17 protein-coding genes are annotated in these 20,510 nt (G+C 49.3%); 11 read left to right on the top strand and 6 right to left on the bottom strand.

What is annotated here, in order from left to right; all coding sequences use genetic code 11:
- Window positions 1-71: 71 nt before the first annotated feature.
- Complete coding sequence (locus LKK83_RS27970) at window positions 72-1,010, top strand: sialate O-acetylesterase (RefSeq protein WP_324634742.1); 939 nt, start codon at window positions 72-74, stop codon at window positions 1,008-1,010.
- Window positions 1,011-1,014: 4 nt separating this feature from the next.
- On the opposite strand, the gene LKK83_RS27965 is transcribed toward LKK83_RS27970, so the two are convergent.
- The 4 genes from LKK83_RS27965 to LKK83_RS27950 all read right to left on the bottom strand — a co-directional run bounded on the left by LKK83_RS27965 (window position 1,015) and on the right by LKK83_RS27950 (window position 5,661).
- Entirely contained in the window at window positions 1,015-2,199 is a 1,185-nt protein-coding gene (locus tag LKK83_RS27965) for a hypothetical protein (RefSeq protein ID WP_324634741.1), read from the bottom strand.
- A 69-nt stretch (window positions 2,200-2,268) separates the two neighbouring features.
- Window positions 2,269-3,432 carry a hypothetical protein gene (locus LKK83_RS27960; protein WP_324634740.1) on the bottom strand — a complete coding sequence of 388 codons (1,164 nt, stop codon included), beginning with the start codon at window positions 3,430-3,432 and terminating at the stop codon, window positions 2,269-2,271.
- The gene (locus tag LKK83_RS27955; RefSeq protein ID WP_324634739.1) at window positions 3,432-4,907 is read right to left on the bottom strand and encodes an MBOAT family O-acyltransferase; all 1,476 of its coding nucleotides are present in this window, start codon (window positions 4,905-4,907) and stop codon (window positions 3,432-3,434) included. Before LKK83_RS27955 ends, LKK83_RS27960 begins: the two co-directional genes overlap by 1 nt.
- A 10-nt stretch (window positions 4,908-4,917) precedes the next feature.
- Window positions 4,918-5,661, bottom strand: a complete 744-nt coding sequence (locus LKK83_RS27950; RefSeq protein WP_324634738.1) for a class I SAM-dependent methyltransferase — start codon at window positions 5,659-5,661, stop codon at window positions 4,918-4,920.
- A gap of 323 nt (window positions 5,662-5,984) precedes the next feature.
- Here LKK83_RS27950 and htpG point away from each other — a divergent pair, with 323 nt between their 5' ends.
- From htpG to LKK83_RS27910, 8 genes are all read left to right on the top strand, one after another.
- Window positions 5,985-7,961, top strand: coding sequence for a molecular chaperone HtpG (gene htpG / locus LKK83_RS27945; protein ID WP_324634737.1), 1,977 nt, complete (start codon window positions 5,985-5,987; stop codon window positions 7,959-7,961).
- Between the two features lie 253 nt (window positions 7,962-8,214).
- The gene (gene rpmB / locus LKK83_RS27940) at window positions 8,215-8,451 is read left to right on the top strand and encodes a 50S ribosomal protein L28 (RefSeq protein ID WP_324634736.1); all 237 of its coding nucleotides are present in this window, start codon (window positions 8,215-8,217) and stop codon (window positions 8,449-8,451) included.
- Between the two features lie 303 nt (window positions 8,452-8,754).
- Window positions 8,755-13,632 carry a hormogonium polysaccharide biosynthesis protein HpsA gene (gene hpsA / locus LKK83_RS27935; RefSeq protein ID WP_324634735.1) on the top strand — a complete coding sequence of 1,626 codons (4,878 nt, stop codon included), beginning with the start codon at window positions 8,755-8,757 and terminating at the stop codon, window positions 13,630-13,632.
- A gap of 19 nt (window positions 13,633-13,651) precedes the next feature.
- Window positions 13,652-14,335 (top strand): type IV pilus modification PilV family protein, encoded by a 684-nt coding sequence (locus tag LKK83_RS27930; RefSeq protein WP_324634734.1) that lies wholly within the window; start codon window positions 13,652-13,654, stop codon window positions 14,333-14,335.
- An 88-nt stretch (window positions 14,336-14,423) separates the two neighbouring features.
- Window positions 14,424-15,443, top strand: a complete 1,020-nt coding sequence (locus LKK83_RS27925) for a prepilin-type N-terminal cleavage/methylation domain-containing protein (protein WP_324634733.1) — start codon at window positions 14,424-14,426, stop codon at window positions 15,441-15,443.
- A gap of 91 nt (window positions 15,444-15,534) precedes the next feature.
- Window positions 15,535-16,140 (top strand): type II secretion system protein, encoded by a 606-nt coding sequence (locus LKK83_RS27920; protein WP_324634732.1) that lies wholly within the window; start codon window positions 15,535-15,537, stop codon window positions 16,138-16,140.
- A 129-nt stretch (window positions 16,141-16,269) separates the two neighbouring features.
- Window positions 16,270-16,797 carry a prepilin-type N-terminal cleavage/methylation domain-containing protein gene (locus LKK83_RS27915; protein ID WP_324634731.1) on the top strand — a complete coding sequence of 176 codons (528 nt, stop codon included), beginning with the start codon at window positions 16,270-16,272 and terminating at the stop codon, window positions 16,795-16,797.
- A 4-nt stretch (window positions 16,798-16,801) separates the two neighbouring features.
- On the top strand, window positions 16,802-16,927 hold the full coding sequence (locus LKK83_RS27910; protein WP_324634730.1) for a hypothetical protein: 126 nt from the start codon (window positions 16,802-16,804) through the stop codon (window positions 16,925-16,927).
- Between the two features lie 18 nt (window positions 16,928-16,945).
- Here the strand turns inward: LKK83_RS27910 and glgB are convergent, their stop codons facing one another.
- Window positions 16,946-19,255, bottom strand: coding sequence for a 1,4-alpha-glucan branching enzyme (glgB, locus tag LKK83_RS27905; protein WP_324634729.1), 2,310 nt, complete (start codon window positions 19,253-19,255; stop codon window positions 16,946-16,948).
- Here glgB and LKK83_RS27900 point away from each other — a divergent pair.
- Window positions 19,249-19,470 (top strand): hypothetical protein, encoded by a 222-nt coding sequence (locus tag LKK83_RS27900; protein WP_324634728.1) that lies wholly within the window; start codon window positions 19,249-19,251, stop codon window positions 19,468-19,470. The genes glgB and LKK83_RS27900 overlap by 7 nt on opposite strands.
- 166 nt (window positions 19,471-19,636) lie before the next feature.
- Here the strand turns inward: LKK83_RS27900 and LKK83_RS27895 are convergent, their stop codons facing one another.
- Window positions 19,637-19,924: a hypothetical protein gene (locus tag LKK83_RS27895; protein WP_324634776.1), complete on the bottom strand. Its 288-nt coding sequence runs from the start codon at window positions 19,922-19,924 to the stop codon at window positions 19,637-19,639.
- A gap of 176 nt (window positions 19,925-20,100) precedes the next feature.
- On the opposite strand from LKK83_RS27895, the gene LKK83_RS27890 reads away from it, so the two are divergent.
- Window positions 20,101-20,289, top strand: a complete 189-nt coding sequence (locus LKK83_RS27890; RefSeq protein WP_324634727.1) for a hypothetical protein — start codon at window positions 20,101-20,103, stop codon at window positions 20,287-20,289.
- Window positions 20,290-20,510: the final 221 nt, after the last annotated feature.

Genomic DNA, 20,510 nt, shown 5'->3' with positions numbered 1-20,510 from the left:
AATAGAAAAGATGAAGAGGGGGAATTGACCGGGAAAAGTTCCCCTCGATGATTGACCTCCGTCCCCTTTTTATGAATTTCAAGCAAAATGCAGTAGTCGGATTGATTTCAGGGGTTTTACTCTTTTCTATGACGGCTTCGGAAGCTTTGTTTATTAGGCTGTTTATCTTAGCAGGGCAATCCAATATGGTGGGATATCAGTCCAACCTCAGCCAGTTGCCCGATCGCCTGCAAAAATCTCAGCCTCCGGTGTTGTGGTACAATCAAAACCAAGAGTGGGAGCCGCTGAAAGCGCCAACGGAACCGGTGCTGAGTGCCGACCTCTCCATTCCCGTTCCGCCGTTTGAAGATTACCATCCCGAACACAGTCATAAAGTGAAAAATAAAGTCGGGTTTGGGCCGGAAATTTCTCTCGGGTTAACCCTCGCCAAGGCTTTGAACGAACGAGTGGCTATGGTAAAATATTCTCGAAACGGCACGAGCCTGGCCACGCAATGGGATCCGAGAGAGGATGCAGGGGGCAATCCAAAAAATACCCTTTACCCTCGCATGAAAGAGCGGGTCTCGAAGGCGATCGCCGACCTGAAGGCGCGCGGCTACATTGTAGAAATTGCCGGGTTCTTCTGGATGCAAGGCGAGTCGGATGCTAGTGTAGAAACCTGGGCGAAAGACTATGAAGCGAACTTAACCCACTTCATCCAAACCCTTCGCGAAGACTACGATCGGCCAAATCTGCCATTTATCTACGGCATGGTTCATTTTGGCAACGAGCATGAAAAACCCAATGGTAGCGTAAATTGTTGTGGGGATACGGTGCGATCTGCCCAGTGGAATGTGCAGCAAAGCATCCCAAATACCGTAGCGGTGGAAACCCAAAATCTGTCCCTCCACAATGACTTACTGCACTTTGATTCTGCGGGAATTATTGACCTCGGAACTCGTTTTGCGAACGCTTGGTTGAATTTAACCTCAGATTCTCCTCAAGCATTTAGTGAAAGAAATGCCCCCTGATAGCTCAATCCTTTGCTGAAGGTTTTAAGTTCTCCACAAATTTAACCGTCTCTGGATTTTCTTTTGCCCAAGCTTCGCGATCGCGCCGTATTTTTGCCAGATGGGATTCGATATTTTCCGGGGTGATGAGTACCCCAAAATCATCGGGGACTTTTTCTGACTCATCGCCAAAAATCCGACTGAGTACCATATCCCCTACTTTTTGTTTATAATGGGAATTATCCCAATAATTTTTCAGATTCCCGTTCAAGGGTTCGGTAGTGATGCTATTGTACCCCGAAAAATCCCAAACGGGTAAAATTTTTACCACTTCTCGCTTCCACCTTTCAAAAGCATTCCAACCCTCCACCGCGCGAATGGCCTCCCATTGAATCGCATGAGAGGGAGAAATAAAGAATCTACAGTCTATTTCATGTTCTTCGCACAGTTTCACCACAGTTTGCAATTCTTGAAGATATCGCAGGGAAACTTGATAGATGCGGTCTCGGTCTACGGGTTGAAAAACCCCATATTTCAATCCTTGGGCGATAATAGCTTTAGTGCTTTGTTCGCCATAGATAGCCTTGCGGTAGAACTGAGCATTTTTTTGGCCATCTTTATAATAAAACCCCACCGTTTCGTTTGGATAACTCAAACTTCTTTTAATGGTTTTTGCGCTAGCAATTAAAGCATCGATAGAAAAAGTAGAATCGAGAATATCTTGCCAGACTAAATGATTAGTTTCGAGTCTAGCTTCTAGAAAATCCGGCGTATTTTCCGTAAACTGGTTAAACATCAATAAATCCAGTCCGATCGCCGCCGTTTTTAAATTGGACTGATTGGCGATCGCATGTTCCAAATAGCGGCGGACTTCATACATATTTGCCGCCGGAAGTCCCAGATTGTAAGCTGGGGGATTACCTTGCAACGCGAGGCGATCGGGGTCTAAACCAAACTCAGTTCTAGAAGAACCCAGCAAAACCGTCTGGGGTTGGATGCGGATAACTTCAAGCGCCTTGAATCGTCGAACCTGTTGGTTAATTTCGGCTTTAATATGGTTAAATCCTGCCACTCTCGGCGCATTCATTACCCCATAGGGATCTACCAAAATATTAAATAAAACAACTCCTAATGACTGGCAGAATACAAAAGCCAGTACAAAACCAGCATATCGACGATACATATCCATTGATTTCGTTTTTTTCAGCATGCATGTAATTAATTTCGATTGGCATTAATTTATTCCAACTAATTTTTACCCAAATCGTAGTATAACCCATTATTTTTGAGAATATATTCCCCAAACTTCATCTAAATTCAGGGTTCTATAGTCATTAGTTTTACTCACCCATAACTCCCGATTTGTCCGAATCCTTTCCAGGGAATCTTCTAGTGTATCTCGGGTTAGAAATATGCCAAAATCGCTCGGGACATTTTCTTCCTGAAATTGAAACATGCGATTGAGTACCAGATGACCGACTTGCGGGCGATAGTGAGAGCTATCAACGTAATATTTCATCGGGTTGGAGATGGGTTCTGTTGTGATGCTATTATAGCCAGAAAAATCCCATACAGGTGTTATTTGGACGACTTCGCCCTTCCATTGCTCAAACAGAGGCCACAATCCAGCTTCGCGAATGGCTTCCCATTGAGTCGCATGTGAAGGAGAGATAAAAATTTTTAAATCTATATTCTTTTCTTGGCATATTTCCACCAATTTATTTAAGTCTTTTAAATACTCCATTGACAAGTAATATTCTCCATAAAGCTCCCTGTCTTTTAAATATTCTTGCAGACTGAAACGAAAACTTTTTAACCGGGATTGGGGAAGGAAGTGATTAATCTGGTATTGTAAATTACGTCGGCCATTTGAATGGTAAGAATCAGGCTTATTTGGAGATTTTAAATTACTTGAAATGGTTTGATAGCTAGAGTCTAAAGCATCCAAAGAAAAGCCAACTCCCAAGGTTTCTTCTAAGGTTAAGCTTTGGCGCTCTAACCTGGCATCACTAAAATCGGGTCTGTTTTTTCGCACCTGGTTAAACATAAAAAAATCAATACCCAGCACCACTTGAGTGATTTGAGGCTGATTGTTGAGAGCATGTTGGAAATAGCGCAGCACCTCATACATATTCGGGCCAGAAAGGGCTAGATTGTATCCAGACCCGCTATTTGCCAAAACCGGATGAGTGGGATCTAATCCTAACTCAGTTCTAGAGGAACCTAAGAAAATAAAATCGTATTGGCTGCGAGTAATTGCCATTGCTTTAAATAACCTCACATGAGTGGCCAGGACGGGTTTAAACTGGTTAAAGTTTTCTACTTTTGGCATGCCGAGGACTTCATAGGGATCCACAACAACATTAAACAATCCAAGCGCCAAAGATTTAGCGCAGAAAAAGGCGAGCAAAAAGGTACTATATCGACGGTAATTCTTCATCATTAAAACTGGAAGTAAAGAAACTCGGACACGCGATTGAGGGACAGCAAACAGAAAACCGCCAGACTACTCACCCCAAATGCCATCCACCAGCGCGGTTTGAACCCTTGCATAATTTCCTGGGTATTCGGTAAAAAAACCACCCCTAATAACAATCCGACCAATACAATAAAACTTTGTTGTCCGCGCAAAGGCGGTAGGTAACTAAACCCTCCCCATTCCTGAAACTGCACGCCAAAAACTTTTAACCCACCGAGGACACCTTCATAAATATTCGGTAATATAATGCCTTTCATCCCCATCATTGCCTGCAACATTTCTAGACCCTCATACAAGCTAGTGGCGCGAAACAACACCCAACTCGCGACGACGGCGAGAAAGGTCATCATCCACCCGAAGATTTTGGGTAAAGGAATGCCCAACCTGCGCCATCCGTGGTTTATCGTCAACAATACCCCATGCATGCCGCCCCACAGCACATAGGTCCAGCCCGCACCGTGCCAGAGTCCTCCTAATAACATGGTAATAAAAAGATTAGCATATCGGCGAATTTCGCCGCGTCGGTTGCCACCCAAGGGAATGTACAAATAATCGCGCAGAAACGCAGAGAGGGTAATATGCCACCGCCGCCAAAAATCGGTTATCGAAAGGGCTTTATAGGGAGAATTAAAATTAATGGGCAGTTTAATATTCATCATCCACCCCAGACCGATCGCCATATCAGAATAGCCCGAAAAATCAAAATAAAGCTGTAAAGTATAGCTCAATGCCCCCACCCAAGCTTCGAGAAACGTCACCGCCTCAGTATGAGCGAATACCTGGGCCACCCAGGGGGAGAGATTATCCGCAATTAACACTTTCTTCGAGAGTCCCAGGATAAAAAGCGTGACACCCATCGCCAAATTCTGATAAGAAAAGATGAAATTTTTCAGTTGGCGAAACTGCGGAATCAGTTCGTCGTGACGCAGGATGGGGCCGGCAATTAACTGCGGAAAAAACGAAACGAATAAGGTATAAGTGGGAAAATCGTAGTTCGAGTCTTTCGTCTCTCCCCGATAGGCATCTACCAGGTAAGCAATCTGGGTGAAGGTGTAAAATGAAATGGCCAGGGGTAAAACAATCTCGGGACTGGGAAACTGACTCTGAAAAACCTGGTTTACCGAGGTGATGAAAAATTCGGCATATTTGTAATAGCCTAACAGTCCCAAATTAAAACTAATGCCAGCAATCAGTATCCCTTTCGCCTGGGTGCTGTTTGGCTTCGCCTTGTCTAGCTGTTTGCCTAATAAATAATTTCCGGCAATGGATAAAAGCAGCAAAGGAAGATAGGAAATTTTCCAGTAGGCGTAAAAAAACAAAGAGGCGATCGCCATCCAGATAATCGCCAATTTAATTAACCGGAACTTGCCCAGCACGAAATAGACAAGTACCGCAATCGGCAGAAAGCCAAAAATAAAAACGTAAGAATTAAATAACATTTACCCTACTTTAATCTTGACTAACTTTGACCTTTTTAAACACGCCAATCCAGCCATCTTTTGTGCCAATTTTACCTCCAGAAGCGCGACAAGCCAACACACTCAAAAACTCGAGAGTTTGCCACCACTTCGTGGTAGAAGTTCGCAGATATCTGCCTGTGACAAACTGAGGGCGATAGTGACGCCGACGAAACCAAATATTTTTCAGTTGCAACTTATTGCGCGAGACATATTGCACCTGTTCGTCATAGTTTTCCACAAAAACCATCATAATTCCTTGCGGATAGTAAGGTTTCACATGGTCAAAATCATCATAAAACGTGCTACTCATTAACGGCGTGGCAATAATCAAATGACCTCCCACTTTCAGGCGGTCGAGATAGTCATCCATAAACGCTTTCAAATCCGTCGGGGTAAAATGTTCGATAATATGCGACATCAGCATCAAATCGAACTGACCCTCAGTTGCCTCAAACGCTTCTACCGTCATGCAATTTAAGCCATTTTTTTGATTCGCTGCCACCAGTGTCGGATTGATTTCCACTCCTAATGCATCATACCCGGCATCCTGTAGTGGCTTGAGTTTTCTCCCGTAACCGCAACCCACATCCAAAAGCTTGCAGGTTTTGCGCTCCTTCCCAGAATACTTAGCACAATACTTCAAAATTTGCGGCAAGTCGTAATCATAGCGCAGCAGCGAATAAAAATCCGCTTTCAGTCGGCTATAGAGGCTACCCCTTTTTCCCTGCGTCATGGAAACTCAAGCTCCTAAATGAACAAACCAAAGCCAATAATTCGGCACAACGATCGCCCAAAACACGCAGAACTGACATTGCAGATATCGCCCCGCGCCGAAAACCAAGGTTGCGCCCCAAAGCACAACCCGATCGCAACACTCCCCCATTGGCATCATAGAAGCAGGCGATCGCCTTCCCCGCTGTTCTCTCAATCATTCCCTTTATAACCCATAAGTAGGGAAATCCGAATCCCCGGTAGGGGGCAATCCCGGATCTAAAACAGCGGGGTAATCCCCCACAATCAATAACTAGACCCATTTTACCCACAGGAGAACTCTCTATGACGGTACTCGAACAAGGCCAAATCGCCATTCATACCGAGAATATTTTTCCCATTATCAAGAAATCTCTCTACTCCGACCACGAAATTTTTCTGCGCGAACTGATCTCCAACGCCGTAGACGCGATCGAGAAACTAAAAATGGTCGCCTACGCCGGAGAATTCAGCGGCGACACCAGCAACCCCGAAATTACTATTTCTATCGATAAAGAAAAAAATACCCTCTCCATCACCGACAACGGGATCGGGATGAGTGCCGACGAGGTAAAACAATACATCAACCAAGTCGCCTTCTCCAGCGCCGAAGAATTTATTCAAAAATACCAAGCCGGCAGCGATCGCGCCATTATCGGGCACTTCGGACTCGGATTTTACTCCTCCTTCATGGTCGCCCAGCAAGTAGAAATCGACACCCTCTCCTACAAAGAAGGTGCCCAAGCCGTACACTGGACCTGCGATGGTTCCCCAGAATTCAAACTAGAAGACTCCACCCGCAGCAACCACGGAACCACCATCACCCTCACCCTGCAAGAAGAAGAAAAAGAATACGTCGAACCCGCCCGCATCAAGCAGTTAGTCAAAACCTACTGCGACTTCATGCCGGTGCCGATTAAATTTGAAGGAGAAGTCATCAACCGCCAAAAAGCCATTTGGCGCGACTCCCCCACCAACCTCACCGACGAAGATTACCTGGAATTCTACCGCTACCTGTACCCCTTCCAAGAAGAACCCCTGCTGTGGGTTCACCTAAACACCGACTATCCCTTCCTCGTCAAGGGCATTCTCTACTTCCCCAAACTGCGGCCCGATGTAGACGTCACCCAAGGACAGATCAAACTGTTCTGCAATCAAGTCTTCGTCTCGGACCACTGCGAAGAAATCATCCCCAAATTCCTGCTGCCCATGCGCGGCGTGCTCGACAGTCCCGATATTCCCCTGAATGTCTCCCGCAGCGCCTTGCAGATGGACCGGACCGTCCGCAAAATTGCCGACTTCATCGCCAAAAAAGTGGCAGACCGGCTCAAGGCCCTGTACAAAGAAAACTGGAAAGAGTACATCCGCAGTTGGCAGGATATCGGCACCTTCGTCAAATTTGGCTGCTTGAATGATGAGAAATTCAAAAAACAGGTAGAAGATATCGTCATCTATCGCACCACCGCCAACTTGAAACCCGCCGAAGCGGAACAACCCTCGGTAGAAGTGCAAGCGGAAGAGGGAGACGCCTGGAAAGAAGTCAACCCCAACGCCCAAACCGAAGGCCCGTACTACACCACCTTAGAAGAGTATCTCGAACGCAACAAAGCCCGTCACGAGAATCAGGTGTTTTACTGCACCGACGAAGTGTCCCAGGCGACCTACGTGCAACTGCACAAGAGTCAGGGGTTGGAAGTCCTGTTTATGGACTCCTTTATCGACCCGCATTTTATCAGCTTCTTAGAGCGGGAATACACCGACGTGAAGTTCTCCCGGGTGGATGCGGAAATTGACGACAAGCTGATCGAGAAAGACAAAGCCTCGGATATCGTGGATCCGAGTACCAACAAAACCCGGGGCGAACAAATTAAAGAAGTCTTCCAGAAAGCCCTCAACAAACCGAAGCTCAACATCCGCACCGAAGCCCTCAAATCCGACGACCCGAAAGGCACTCCCCCCGCAATGGTACTGCTACCGGAGTTTCTGCGTCGCCTGCGGGATATGAATGCTCTGGTGAGTCAGGATAAGGCGGAATTCCCCGAGGAGCATATTTTGCTGGTCAATACCTCCCACCCCCTGATTCAGAATTTGAGCCAGTTGACTCAAGGGGCGATTATCCAAGGGGAAGGAAAATCCCCCTCGGCGGAATTGGCGGATATGATTTGCCACCACGTTTATGACTTGGCGCTGATGGCGCAAAAAGGCTTCGACGCCGATGGGATGCAGTCTTTTGTGGAACGCTCTAACGAACTGCTCACCCGCCTGACGGAACAACGCAGTTAATTGGAATTGGAACCGGGCGAGTCTCCCTTCCGGGAGTCCCAACCCAACCCCATCCCAAGCCCAATCCAGCCGTAGGGTGCGTCACCCCCTCCCTCCAAACCATCGAAAAACACCCCACTCCCTGGCGGGGGTGACGCACCGGCCCTATCCGTCACACCTGGAAGGCAAAACCCCTCCTCTCGCCAGTTGGGGCAAAACTCGCTACAATGGAAGGCTGTACTTAAAATCGCGAAATTGTATCCGGAGAAAGATTATGCCACGCAAGTGCCAGCTTACTGGGAAAACGGCCAATAACGCCATGTCCATTTCCCACTCCCACCGCCGCACCCACCGCCTCCAACATGCCAACCTGCAGTGGAAGCGCGTGTGGTGGCCCCAAGGCAATCGCTGGGTCAGACTGCGCCTTTCCACCACTGCAATTAAAACCTTAGACAAAAAAGGCTTGCAAGCCTACGCGAAAGAAGCGGGAATTGATTTGAATAAATGCTAAAGGGAATATTTCGGCGCTAAAACGCCGGGAGGTCTGGGAATGGGAGACAAGCGAACAGTTCCCTGGGTATTTATTCCCCCCTCCCCCCATTTTCCCCCCCCGGTTTTTTGAACCGGGTTTTTTTCTTTCTACTGGGTGATGGATTTTTCTCTGAAGCTGGGTAAGCTTAAACTGATATCATACAAGCCCTTGGCCGCCTTTCTCCGGAAATCTACTGATTGTCGATTGCGGGAATTTTAGGCTAAGACATAAATAACAGTATTTTTTGACACCTACTGGCACCCCTGCATCTACGGAGCAGCTATGGCTAAAAAACGCAAAATCAAAAAAGGTCTAAATCGTCTGGTGCAAGCGATGACTCGCTTCATGCAGAAACTGACCAGTGAAGAAACCTATCGCATCCTACGCACTGCCCTCGTCACCTCTAAAAAACGGGGACAGGCGGGTTTTGTGTTGCCAACCACTACCCTGCTGATTCTGGTGATGCTGTTGGTGGTCAGTGCCCTGATGTTTCGGTCCTATCAGCGATCGACTGAGGTGATTGGGGAATATCAACTGCAAGCGGTAGAAAATCCAGCAGCAGCAGCGATCGAACGGGCAAAATCCAAATTAGAATACTTGCTTTCCGATAAAGGGGTGTACGGTCAAACCGCAGGGGTTCCACCAGAAACCCTGATGGAAAGTCTGCTATTAACAGACAATATTTATTTATTTGATGATGAAACGGCAATTCCGCCTCAAGTTAATATCGATGGAACGCCAACTGAGGCGGCGTGGAGCTTTCAAACTGATGGCAATGGTGATGGAGATACCACCGATCCAGAAGACTTGACCACTGCTTACACGATCGTTTTGCGATCGACAAGACCGGCAGGAAGTGGTTTTAAAACCGTAGACCCTAAATTAGCTGCGGACCAGCCAACCATTTACCAACTCTTTAATGACAACGAAAAAGCGGATAATCTGGTGGTCAACAATGGCCCGCTAGTGCAAACTCGCGATACGAGCAATTCTTGCAATCCGCGAGTGGAATATATCCAAGGGTGGTTCCCGGTCAGTACGGCAGTCTTGATGAAGAGCTTTCAAGTGTTTGCCGTCAGCGTGCCCAATGCGGTGACTAACGGCGGTAGCTCTGCGAATCCAGTGATTTCCACGGTTCAGTACCAACAAGACCGAACGATTAATACGGCAAACAAGTGGGGCGCGTGGTTCCGCAACGATATCGAATTCAACCCCGGTCGAGACTTGATCTGGAATGGGGCGATCCACAGCGAAGGAAGTATATTTGTCAGACCGGAAGGCAATACATTTTCTTCGCACTTAATTAGCGCGCCTCCCTCTTGTTTCTATAAACCCGAACTAAACTCGAAAATCACCGCCAGAGGACATTTCGTCAATAATCTGCTGTGGGCGAATAGCGGTGCCTTCACGGGCACTACGCAGGTATATACATATGATAATACCACCACGGGGATTACCCTGACCGAGGACAACGACTCGATCGACAACAGTTTTATCACCGGGGGCAATGCGATTAATATTGCCCTGGATCCGTTGCGGATCCAGATCGCGAATGAATCGGTACCTCGGGGGGGCGGTACATTTTCGGCAATGACCGATGCGAACTGGCAGGGCAGTGACTTGTCCCAACGCATTGAAGTGGCACTGTCCTCGGCAAGTCCACCGCCCTATGTGGACGATACCTACCGCGCCGATGACCTGTACGGGCCAAAACCGGGATATGACAACAATTCACAACCCCCCTATACCACTACTCCGGATTGTCCGATCGGGATGGAAATTGACGATCCATTATGCGGCATTACTCCACCCCTAACCAACAACGATCTGCTGCGGAATGAAACCGTACCCACCGCACCCGATGCCTATGGGTTGGATGGATATTGGGAACGTCGTGCCCGAGCGGAAGGTCTGCGGGTCATCGTCGGGCAGCGACTGGAATTGGGGAATGCCTTTGGCTGGAGTGGAGAGGACCCCCTCCATCCACCAGACCCATCAATTTCAATTACCAATCTAGCCCGCCAGCGGCGCACTCAGTGGGATAATTTAGCGGCGGTGCAAGCCACTGCAGTGTATCACTATGATCATGGCACCAGCAAAGGCTATCAGCCCGTTGCAGTGGTGGCAACGACCGTTCACCCTGGCACGGCCGAAACCCTGCAGGACAGTGCCACCTTTGACAACATTCAGTTTCAAACCGTAGATAATACTCAGTTTAATGCGGTGGCTCCCGACTTTTTCAATGGTCGGGGGACGAATGGCTGGGAATTTGAACCGCCAGAACTGAATGCTTCTGTGTGGAAAGCCCTAGCAAACCTCGCCTATTTTGCTGGGGATCCCAATGGTGCCTATCCACCCCTGCAAGCTGCAGGAAGAGTGCATCCCTACCCGCAGTTGACCATGTGGGGAGACTTCTCCAATCTGCGACGGATTATTGAAAGTGGCAACCAAACTCCCCCTTCTAGCGGAAATGCAGGGGACATGAGTCTCGCCGATGCTACCACCGTTCACACGGCGGCGGCAATGTTGGGGATGTTGGCGTATAACATTGACTATCTGGAAAGTTACGATTACGCAGGCAATCAAACCAGTGGGTTATACGGAACGTCAGGCGCAGGTTTGCAGACGTTAGCAGATGAACTGTGGGAATTGCAAAATGAAGTTGACGATCCTGCTAATGATGACTATGAGGTAATAGCTCTCGATGGCGCTGGCAAGCTGGTTAATGATGGCATTAGTGGAACTTTAGCAGGTAATCCACCAGACCCAGATGATTACAAATTACCGCCCGAGGCATATATTTCTAAACTCCAACAGAAAGTAGAGAACGGAGACTTAGCGCAAGAAGTCGTAGAACTGGCTCGGTTCGTAATGACTAAGGAGCAAGTGAAACGCGATCGCATCTATGGGTTCAGGCCAACTGACGAAAACGCTTCAGAGAATGCAGCAGTTTTTACGTTTGAACCTAAACAAATAAATAATGCCAGCGTTTTTCATAACCGAAACTTTAGGATTAGTTGTGATGTAACCAACAACAGCGGGAACAACTATTTTGGACTGGCTAACTTTGAAGATCCTGTTGCTCCTGCAAATTCTCCCTTGAAAGCAGCAGGAACTAACCTGGATGAACAAGATCTAATCGGTTTATCTCGCCTCTGCTCCAACGATCCGAAATTCCCGGCGCTGTATTACGTTTTCCCAGTGGTTAATCACGGCCATGCAGGGGCAAATAATACGGCAACAGGAGGTGTAAACCATCTGCAACCAGCCGAACCTTACATCGCAGATACCTACATTCAGGGCATCAATACCGGCACTAGTCTGTATCAGGAAATCACCAACACGGACCTGAATAATATCGCCCTCCAACCCCGCCCGATTACTTTCGGCAGCTGGATCCTGCCGACGCAAAGCGCACCCGCCGGAATAACCGGGAGCAATCCCAACCGCAATGATGTGGATCTGGTGGCCGTTCAAGATGGCAGCGCCACAACATTGCGACGAGTGGCGATTAAGGATTCAGCATTCTTTGACCCTCGCGAAGAAATGAGCGTGCGGGCGTTGAATATGGATGTGGATATATTGCGCAACAACAGTCCTAACAGCGATACCTGGTTGCCGGGACTGGGGAATAGCGATGTGGATCCGAACCGGGGTGCGGTCTATGTGTTCCGGGAAGATGCGGTGCGCGAAGATGCGATCGCTCGACCCCCGACTACCAATTACACCAGCTACGAATCCGCCTGGAGTCCTGACGGGACGGTGAGTAGCGGCAGTGTCCTGATGGATGCCAATCGTCCAGCCGATCCCCCGGTATTTAATGTGGGAACTGGAGGTAGCCCGGATAATAATGCCGATCGCGGTATCAGTCCCAAAGCGGTGGATTACTATGCCGACCCCGATCGCCGTCCCTATGGTTTCCGCTTAAAAAATGGAGCCGACCTGCGGCGCAACAGCAATAACGATGTGCTGCAAGGGATCACCCTGGTGTCCGACAACCCGGTGTACATTCAAGGGGATTTCAACGTCCACACCGAGGAGGAATTTTTAAATAATTCCGGTGATTTCTACGATCGCACCAACATTAACCCAAACTTCGGCGATCCGAATGGAGACTCCTGGCGACCCTCAGAAATTCTGGCGGATGCCGTTTCCACCCTCTCTGCTAACTTCTGTGATGGCAGCATCGAAGATGGACTGGTGCCCGTAGATGCTTCGGCAATTCAAACGGTGGATCCAGGTAATATCAGAACTGGGAATCTCAACGAGCGCATCGAATATTTGAGATCGCCAGCATCAAGCTCAGACCTTAGGGACACCATTCAAGTGCGATATGGTTGTCCGAACATTCCCAATAATAGACCCTACACCTCGTACTTAAACCAAAACCGACCCCGAACCGCTCTCGGCACTGACGTTCGCTGGTTGCGAGCCAATCCAGCGGAAAACGATTCGACGTTTAGTGGGCCAGTGTCTTCTTCCTCGCCAAATCCAATCATCGTTTCATCGCCGATCGTGTTTTCCCGAAATGGCGCACCCATGACGATTAACACATCAGCAACACCCCCAACATCCAATCCCACTGCTTATAACAACAACTACTACCAGTTCAATGCCATACCGTGGTCCAGTAATGCGAACCGCGATGGCCGACAACTGGTGCCCGCCGCGAATGGAACCACAGAAATAAATGCCGTGATTGTCAGTGGTGTGGTGCCGTCGCGCAACGCTCAACAAAATGGAGGTATCCCCACCTACCCGCGCATGATCGAAAACTGGAGCGGTCAAACCTTGAAGATTCGGGGTTCGTTTATGCAGCTTAACTTCAGCAATTACGCAACCGGCCCACTGGAGCGCGATGCCTGGGAACCCAGAGCGATAAGCGGCGCACCGGATATGCCCCACTGCAGCGGCGTCAACCCCTGCAATCCAGTCAGCGGCACCAATCTCACCGGTGGCAACAATCTCAACTTGCTGTTCTACTTAGCACCCACCCGGGATTGGGGTTACGATGTGGCGTTGCAGTATCTCCCCGCCGGGCCAGTGTCGCGACGGTTTGTGATGCCCGATAGCACCCGCAGCGAATTTTACCGGGAACCGAAAGCGGATAATGACTACATTTGCAAGCTCCGCGATGCGATCGGTTTTAGCTGTCCGTAATAGTACAGGGAGGAGTCTGATGAAACCTGCAAAAGACAAGCAAACCGAACGAGGATTGACGATGGTGGAGTCGATGGCGGCAATGGTCATCTTTAGCTTGGCGATCGTCTCGATTACGCCACCGATTATATTCGCGATGGCGAATCGGGTACGCGCGCACCGCGCGGAACAGGCAATGAAACTGGCTCAGAGCGAAATCGATCGGGTTCGACTCGTACTCGAGCGAGGGAATGGTGCCTTCAATAATTTGAATGATTTTGTGGCTCATTTGCCTCCCTCTGGAGGTGATAACATCGAGCCACAACAGGTGGCAGCGCCCACGCCAGCCGGTGCCAGTGCTTGTGCCACGCCACAGACTCAGGGGGCAGACGAAATCTGCCTTGTGGACGTGAACAACGATGGCGAGAACGATTTTGCCATCCAAACCTTTCGTACCCTGAGCCAATGCTTACCCAACACATCTGGAGACCAAGTGCCAGTGGGATTCTGGATGGGGGTGCGAGTTTATACCAAAGCGTCTTTGGATTTTAGTGGAGGTTCATTGAGCAAGGAGCAAGCTTCTTTGTCTTTTTCCAATGCCAATACGGCAGGATCTTCCCCATTGGCAGTGCGCTACATTTCTATAGCCAGAACTAGCATAGACAGTAATTCCCTTGATGTCTATCAAGACCTAGCAAAAAAAGCAACTGGCGATTGTCCTTAAGGTGAGTATCATAGCACGGTTGGCAATTAGAACAGATGGCGTATAGGGATTTGATAAGGGAGAGGGTTCAATGGTTTTTGGAAAAAAAATGGCAAGCAAAAGTCTGCAATTTTATCTAAAAAAATACCTAGCAGGTTCAAAACAGAGCAAGGTAGCCGGTTTTACGTTGCTAGAGCTATTGATGGCGATCGCGGTTGCCGGCATTGTCCTCTATGGTATGTTGTCCCTGGTGGTGAACCTGCTAGGAATCGAACAAAAAGAAACTGCCAAGAGTCAAGTCCAGCAAGAAATGGATCAAGCAATGGATTATATCGCCGCCGATCTTCAAAAAGCAGTGTACATTTACGATGGGGATTGTGTGGCTGGGGGGGTGGGAAGTCCCGGAGATCCTGATTATTGTCCGGGACTTGACAATATTCTCGGTTTTTCCAGTGAGAACGTCATTCCAGTGGTGGCATTTTGGAAATTGGAGGAAGTGCCCTATAGAAATCCCACTACTACCGCTGCACAACAGTTACCTACAGATTGTACCAGCTTGCCCGCATCCGACCAAAATCAATGTTACGCCCTCAAAACAGGTCGCCATACCAATACCTTGGTGATTTATGCTCTAGATCCGGACCCCTCCAATACCTGGGACGGTCCTGCAACCATTACTCGCTATCAACTCCGTAAATACGATCCAGAGCAGTTATCCACTCTTACCCTAACTACTAACTTTGTGGATCCAACCACCACAGAGAAAAGCTATCAAACCTGGCCGTGCAACACAGATGGCACCAATTGTTTAGCTCAACAATCTTATGCAGGCAATAATGATGTATTGGTTGATTTAGTAGACAAGGACTTGTTAAGTAACAATCCTCCAACTTGTGCTGATTATCCAAATTACAGCCTAACCGGAGATAATGCTCATAGTAGTTTTTATGCCTGTGTCAAGCCTCCCGAGTTAGGGTCAGGTAATTTTCAAGATGCGATTGTTTTTCTACGCGGTAACGCTGCTGAAAAAGCCGGAGAGAGCGGTTCGCGCAATACGGTCTATTTACCGAGCTTGCAAAGAAGAATTCAGGCTCGCAGTCTCTATGAAACCACTCCCTCGGATCTGTAATTCATTTACGGGGAAGTTGATGGGAAAGCTTGAGAATCGGCGAGTTCTCATTCCAGATGAGAGTTTATTTTAGCAAAAAACGGGATTTAAAATGATACCTCTGAAGATGAAGTTACTTCAACAACTGAAGTCCTGGCAACATCAGCAACGGAATCGAGTTACTGTAGCCGAAAAATACAGTGCAGGCGGCGGTTTTACCCTGTTGGAAGTGCTGCTAGTGGTGTTTATGCTAAGCATTTTAGCAGGCATCGGCATTCCCAGTTGGCTGGCAATGGTGAACAACACTCGCCTGAAAAGAGCGATAGTACCGATAGAACAGGCCATCAATCAAGCCCAAAGCAAAGCCAAGCAGCAAAAAAGCACCTGGCAAGTTACTATTCAACAAACCACTGATGCTGCTGGGGATATTGTGGTTCAGTGGGCGGTTCATCCGGCAAGTAGTACCCCCAATTGGCAGACCATCGATAAAGAAACGGGAATTAAAATTGATGACACTTTAACCACTTTGGATGGTACAGCGACTTTACCGTGGAGCATTCAATTTAACGATAAGGGAAATTTGTCCGACGGATCGCCATTAGGTCAAGTGACTCTAACCCTACAGAGCAATGCTAACAAAAAACGATGCGTGAGAGTGCTCACCCTTTTAGGAGCCACGCGAACTGCTGAAAACCAAGATTGCAATCCCTCGCCCTAACTCACGAAAACCCTTGGCCAACCCTCACTTAAGTGCTACCGTGCAAATGTTAAATAAATGTTAAAAACCCTCAGACACTCGGCGCTGAGGGTTTATTCTATAGACAAAGTAAAATGAGGGTGCTGAGCCATGCAGAATCAGACATGGAGCCTTCCTCACAAAACCTCGCCCACCTCGGGATTCACCCTTCTCGAAGTCTTGCTGGTGGTGTTCATTATCGGCATCCTCGCCGCCGTGGGAATTCCCAGTTGGCTGGCTTGGGTAAACAGCCTCAAACTCGACACCGCCCAAGATAAAGTTTACGCTGGTCTGTTGGAAGCGAAAAGCAAAGCCAAGCAACAGAAAATCACCTACCAAATCAGCTTTCGGGATAACAATGGTCTAGCACAATGGGTAGTTCACCCCGCCAGCATCACCCCCAGTGATGACAGCGGGTGGCAAAGTCTGGATGCGGAGGTAAAAATCGACACCAACCACACCACCTTTTATCAAACCCCCGCCACTGGCTTTTGGCGAATGCAATTCAACCACAAAGGGCATGCCAACGGGCAACTGGGGCGCGTCACCCTGACCCTGGAGAATAACAGCAACCAACACCGATGCGTCTTTGTCTCCACCCTGTTAGGCGCAATGCGCGAGGACGAGGATTGCGATTGATTGCATGTTGTTAATGATTAACCGAGAGCGATCGCGCGAAATTGCCCACCGAGGGGGGTTAGTGCGTCATCCCCGGGACCCCATGCCGGGGGTGACGCCGCCGGAAACTTATGTGAGCGCTCTTGAGTGAGCCTCACTTTCCGGTAACTTAACTCTGATTCATCCAGGCTTTGCGGGCTTCCTCAGTTTTCTCCTTATCCAACTGGAACACGGACACGGACAGAGGAGGCAAGCACAAATCCAAGGAATAAGGACGTCCGTGGAACCACCATTCATCGGCCCACTTGCCGCCTAAATTCCCCATATTGCTGCCGCCATAATCCCGAGAATCGCTGTTAAAAATCTCATTGTAGAACCCATGCACTGGCACGCCGACGCGATAGTGACTGTGGGGCTGTGGGGTGAAATTGCACACCACCACCACAAAATCCTCGCGGTCCTTACTCCAGCGAATAAACGACACCACACTGTGCCGATTATCCGAGCAATCAATCCACTCAAACCCTTCTTCACCGAAATCCTGACTGTAAAGCGCCGGCGTGGAGCAATACAAGCGATTCAAATCGCTCATAAACTGCTTGAGCTGCTGGTGTGGCTCGTATTGCAGCAGATGCCACTCTAAATCCCCCCAAACATTCCACTCGCTCCACTGAGCGAATTCCATACTCATAAACAGCGTTTTCTTGCCCGGGTGAGCGAACATATAGGAAAACAGACAGCGGACATTAGCGAACTTCTGCCAGCGGTCTCCGGGCATTTTGCCGATGATATTGCTCTTTCCATGCACCACCTCATCGTGGGACAGAGCCAGCATAAAGTTCTCGCTGTGGTGATACCAAATACTAAACGTGACGTTATTTTGGTGGAACTGACGGAACCAGGGGTCCATGCTGAAATAATCCAGCATATCGTGCATCCAGCCCATATTCCACTTTAAATTAAAGCCCAAACCGCCCACATAAGTCGGCCAGGACACCATTGGCCAAGAGGTAGATTCCTCCGCGATCGACAGCACGCCGGGATAGTAGCTAAACAGCAGGTTATTCACCTGACGCAGGAAATCCGCCGCTTCGAGATTTTCCCGTCCGCCATACTGGTTGGTCACCCATTCCCCTTCTTTGCGGAAATAGTCCAGATAAAGCATGGAAGCCACAGCATCCACCCGCATGCCGTCGATATGGTACTTATCGAACCAGAACAAGGCATTGGCCACCAAGAAATTCCGCACCTCATTGCGGTTGTAATTAAACACCAAAGTGCCCCATTCCTTGTGTTCTCCCTTGCGCGGGTCGGCATGTTCGTACAAATGCGTGCCATCAAAGAAAGCCAAGCCGTGACCGTCTTTCGGGAAGTGGCCTGGAACCCAGTCTACCAGGACGCCGATGCCATTTTGGTGGCATTGGTCTACGAAATACATGAAATCTTCCGGGGTGCCATAGCGGGAGGTAGGGGCATAGTAGCCGGTGACTTGATAGCCCCAAGACCCATCAAACGGGTGTTCCGCCACCGGGAGCAATTCCACGTGGGTAAAGCCGAGGTCTTTCACATAGGGAATCAGCTTGTGGGCGAGTTCGCGGTAGGTGAGGAAGCGCGCGCCGGGTTTGAGTTCCGAGACCACCACCATCGGTTCGGTTTCGCCATTGGGCAACTGGGCCGGTTCGGAGGCGGAGGCATGGAGCCAGGATCCGAGATGACATTCATACACCGAGATAGGCTGAGTCAGGGGGTCGGTGTGGCGGCGATGCTCCATCCACTCGCTATCGTTCCAGGTATAGCTGTCCAACTCGGTGACAATCGAGGCTGTTTTCGGTCGGACTTCTTGCTGGAAGCCGTAGGGGTCGGATTTTTCGTAGATGTGGCCTTCGTAGTTTTTGATTTCGTATTTGTAATGCTCGCCGACGTTTAAATCGGGGATAAACAGTTCCCAGACGCCGTTACCGCGTTTAGCCATTTGGTGTTTGCGCCCGTCCCAGTGGTTGAAATTGCCCAGGATGGAGACATTGCGGGCGTTGGGTGCCCAAACGGCGAAGTAGACCCCTTGGACGCCGTTAACTTCGAGGGGGTGGGCACCGAGTTTTTCGTAGATGCGGTGATGATTGCCTTCGCTGAAGAGGTGGATGTCGAAGTCGGTGAGTTTGGGGGAACGGAAGGCGTAGGGGTCGTAGATGACCCGATCGCGATCGCCTTCTTTGACTCGCAGTTGGTAGTTTGCCAGTTCTTCGATATCGATGGTGCATTGGAAAAAGTGGGGATTATGCACCGATTCCATTGGGAATTCTTGCCGTTGTTCTGGCAGGATAACTGATGCGGTGTCGGCATTGGGGAGATAGGCGCGCACCACCCAGCGTTTCACTTTCCCATTTTCCTCGATTGGATGGGCACCGAGGACTTGGAAGGGGTCGTCATGCTGGTTCCAAACAATCCGGTCTACTTGATCTGGGGCGATGGTGATTGACATGGGGTTCCTTCAAATGCAGTTACGTGAATCGGTTCGATCGCGGTGCCACGCTCTTGGGAGTGGGCACATCAGGGGGTTTGGTGTCGAGCAACGGCTGCTCGGTGCTGGGTAACGTTTGGCCTGCGATGGATGGGAATGGCTTGTTTTTACCGCAAACTGACCCAGTATGCAAGGGGCGAGAAAACGCTTTGCGATCGCGGCTGAATCTCTTTTAAAATTAAGGGTTCTAGAGTTAACTTCCCTGAAAGACTACCCGGTGCGATCGCCTCTGGAGGCTTTCGGGACACAGCCAGGGAAAGGGCTAGCCTGAAACCTGGAGAGGTTTTATCTCCAATAGCCTACACCAGCAATATTAAGGAATGTTAATTAATGTGGCAAGATTTAAAACGGAAATATGGCGCGCAGCAGGTCGCGAATCGGCAAGATGTTGGTGATGTTCTCCTCGCCAGAGACGCCGATACTCGCGGTGGTCGCGGCTTGCGGGGGCAGTAAATTCACCCCTACAGGTTCGAGGTTTTCGATTAACGCCGCATATTCAGCCGGCGCGATCGCTTCCCCATCAATCGGCGATCGCGCTTGGGTAATAATTTCAGTTCGCAAAATTTCTTCTGGCACATCCGACGGTGGCGGTAATCCCCGCGCGGGGGAAGCGAAACCCAACAGCAGCATCACCCCCACCATTTCCCAGGTTGGGGCGCAGGGGAGAGCGGGCGCGAGAGCAGGGCAAACACGAGGGGTTATCTTCATTTTTGATTAGCGGTTGGGTGCCAAGCTAAGAGAACTTCTTCAGGAGTGGGAGCGGGAGACAATTCGCCTTTCGGTAGAGATTGCAGGATTTGCAGCGAGTGCGAATCTGGCCCAGGCGAATTTCAATTTTCGAGAATCCGGAGCGATCGCCAACCATCGCTTGTGACGACGAACCTCCGGGATTGCGGAACCCAAAGAAACTAGCGCTTCCCCGTGGTGGTATGGACAAAAAACTCACGGGGAAAGCACAAGGGAATAAAGTGGCCAAGGAAATGAAAACCGCCTAGGGCTTTGTTGGGTTAGTGCGCGCCGGGGGAGGGGTGTAGATGAGCGATCGACCCATTCCTGCGCGAGGGACTTCACCACAGCCATTTGCCCGTCGGCGTTTATTTTACTCGGCTTCGGGCATTTCTTCTTCAGTGGTGGCGGCGTCTTCCATCGTTTCGGGTTCTGCCGGGGCAGCCTCAGTCTCGGAATCTTCCATCGTTTCGGGTTCTGCCGGGGCAGC

The sequence above is a fragment of the Phormidium sp. CCY1219 genome (assembly GCF_035615515.1).
GTDB lineage: Bacteria > Cyanobacteriota > Cyanobacteriia > Cyanobacteriales > Laspinemataceae > CCY1219.
Note: the sequence above shows the minus strand (reverse complement) of the source record. Positions and strands in the feature narration are given on the sequence as shown.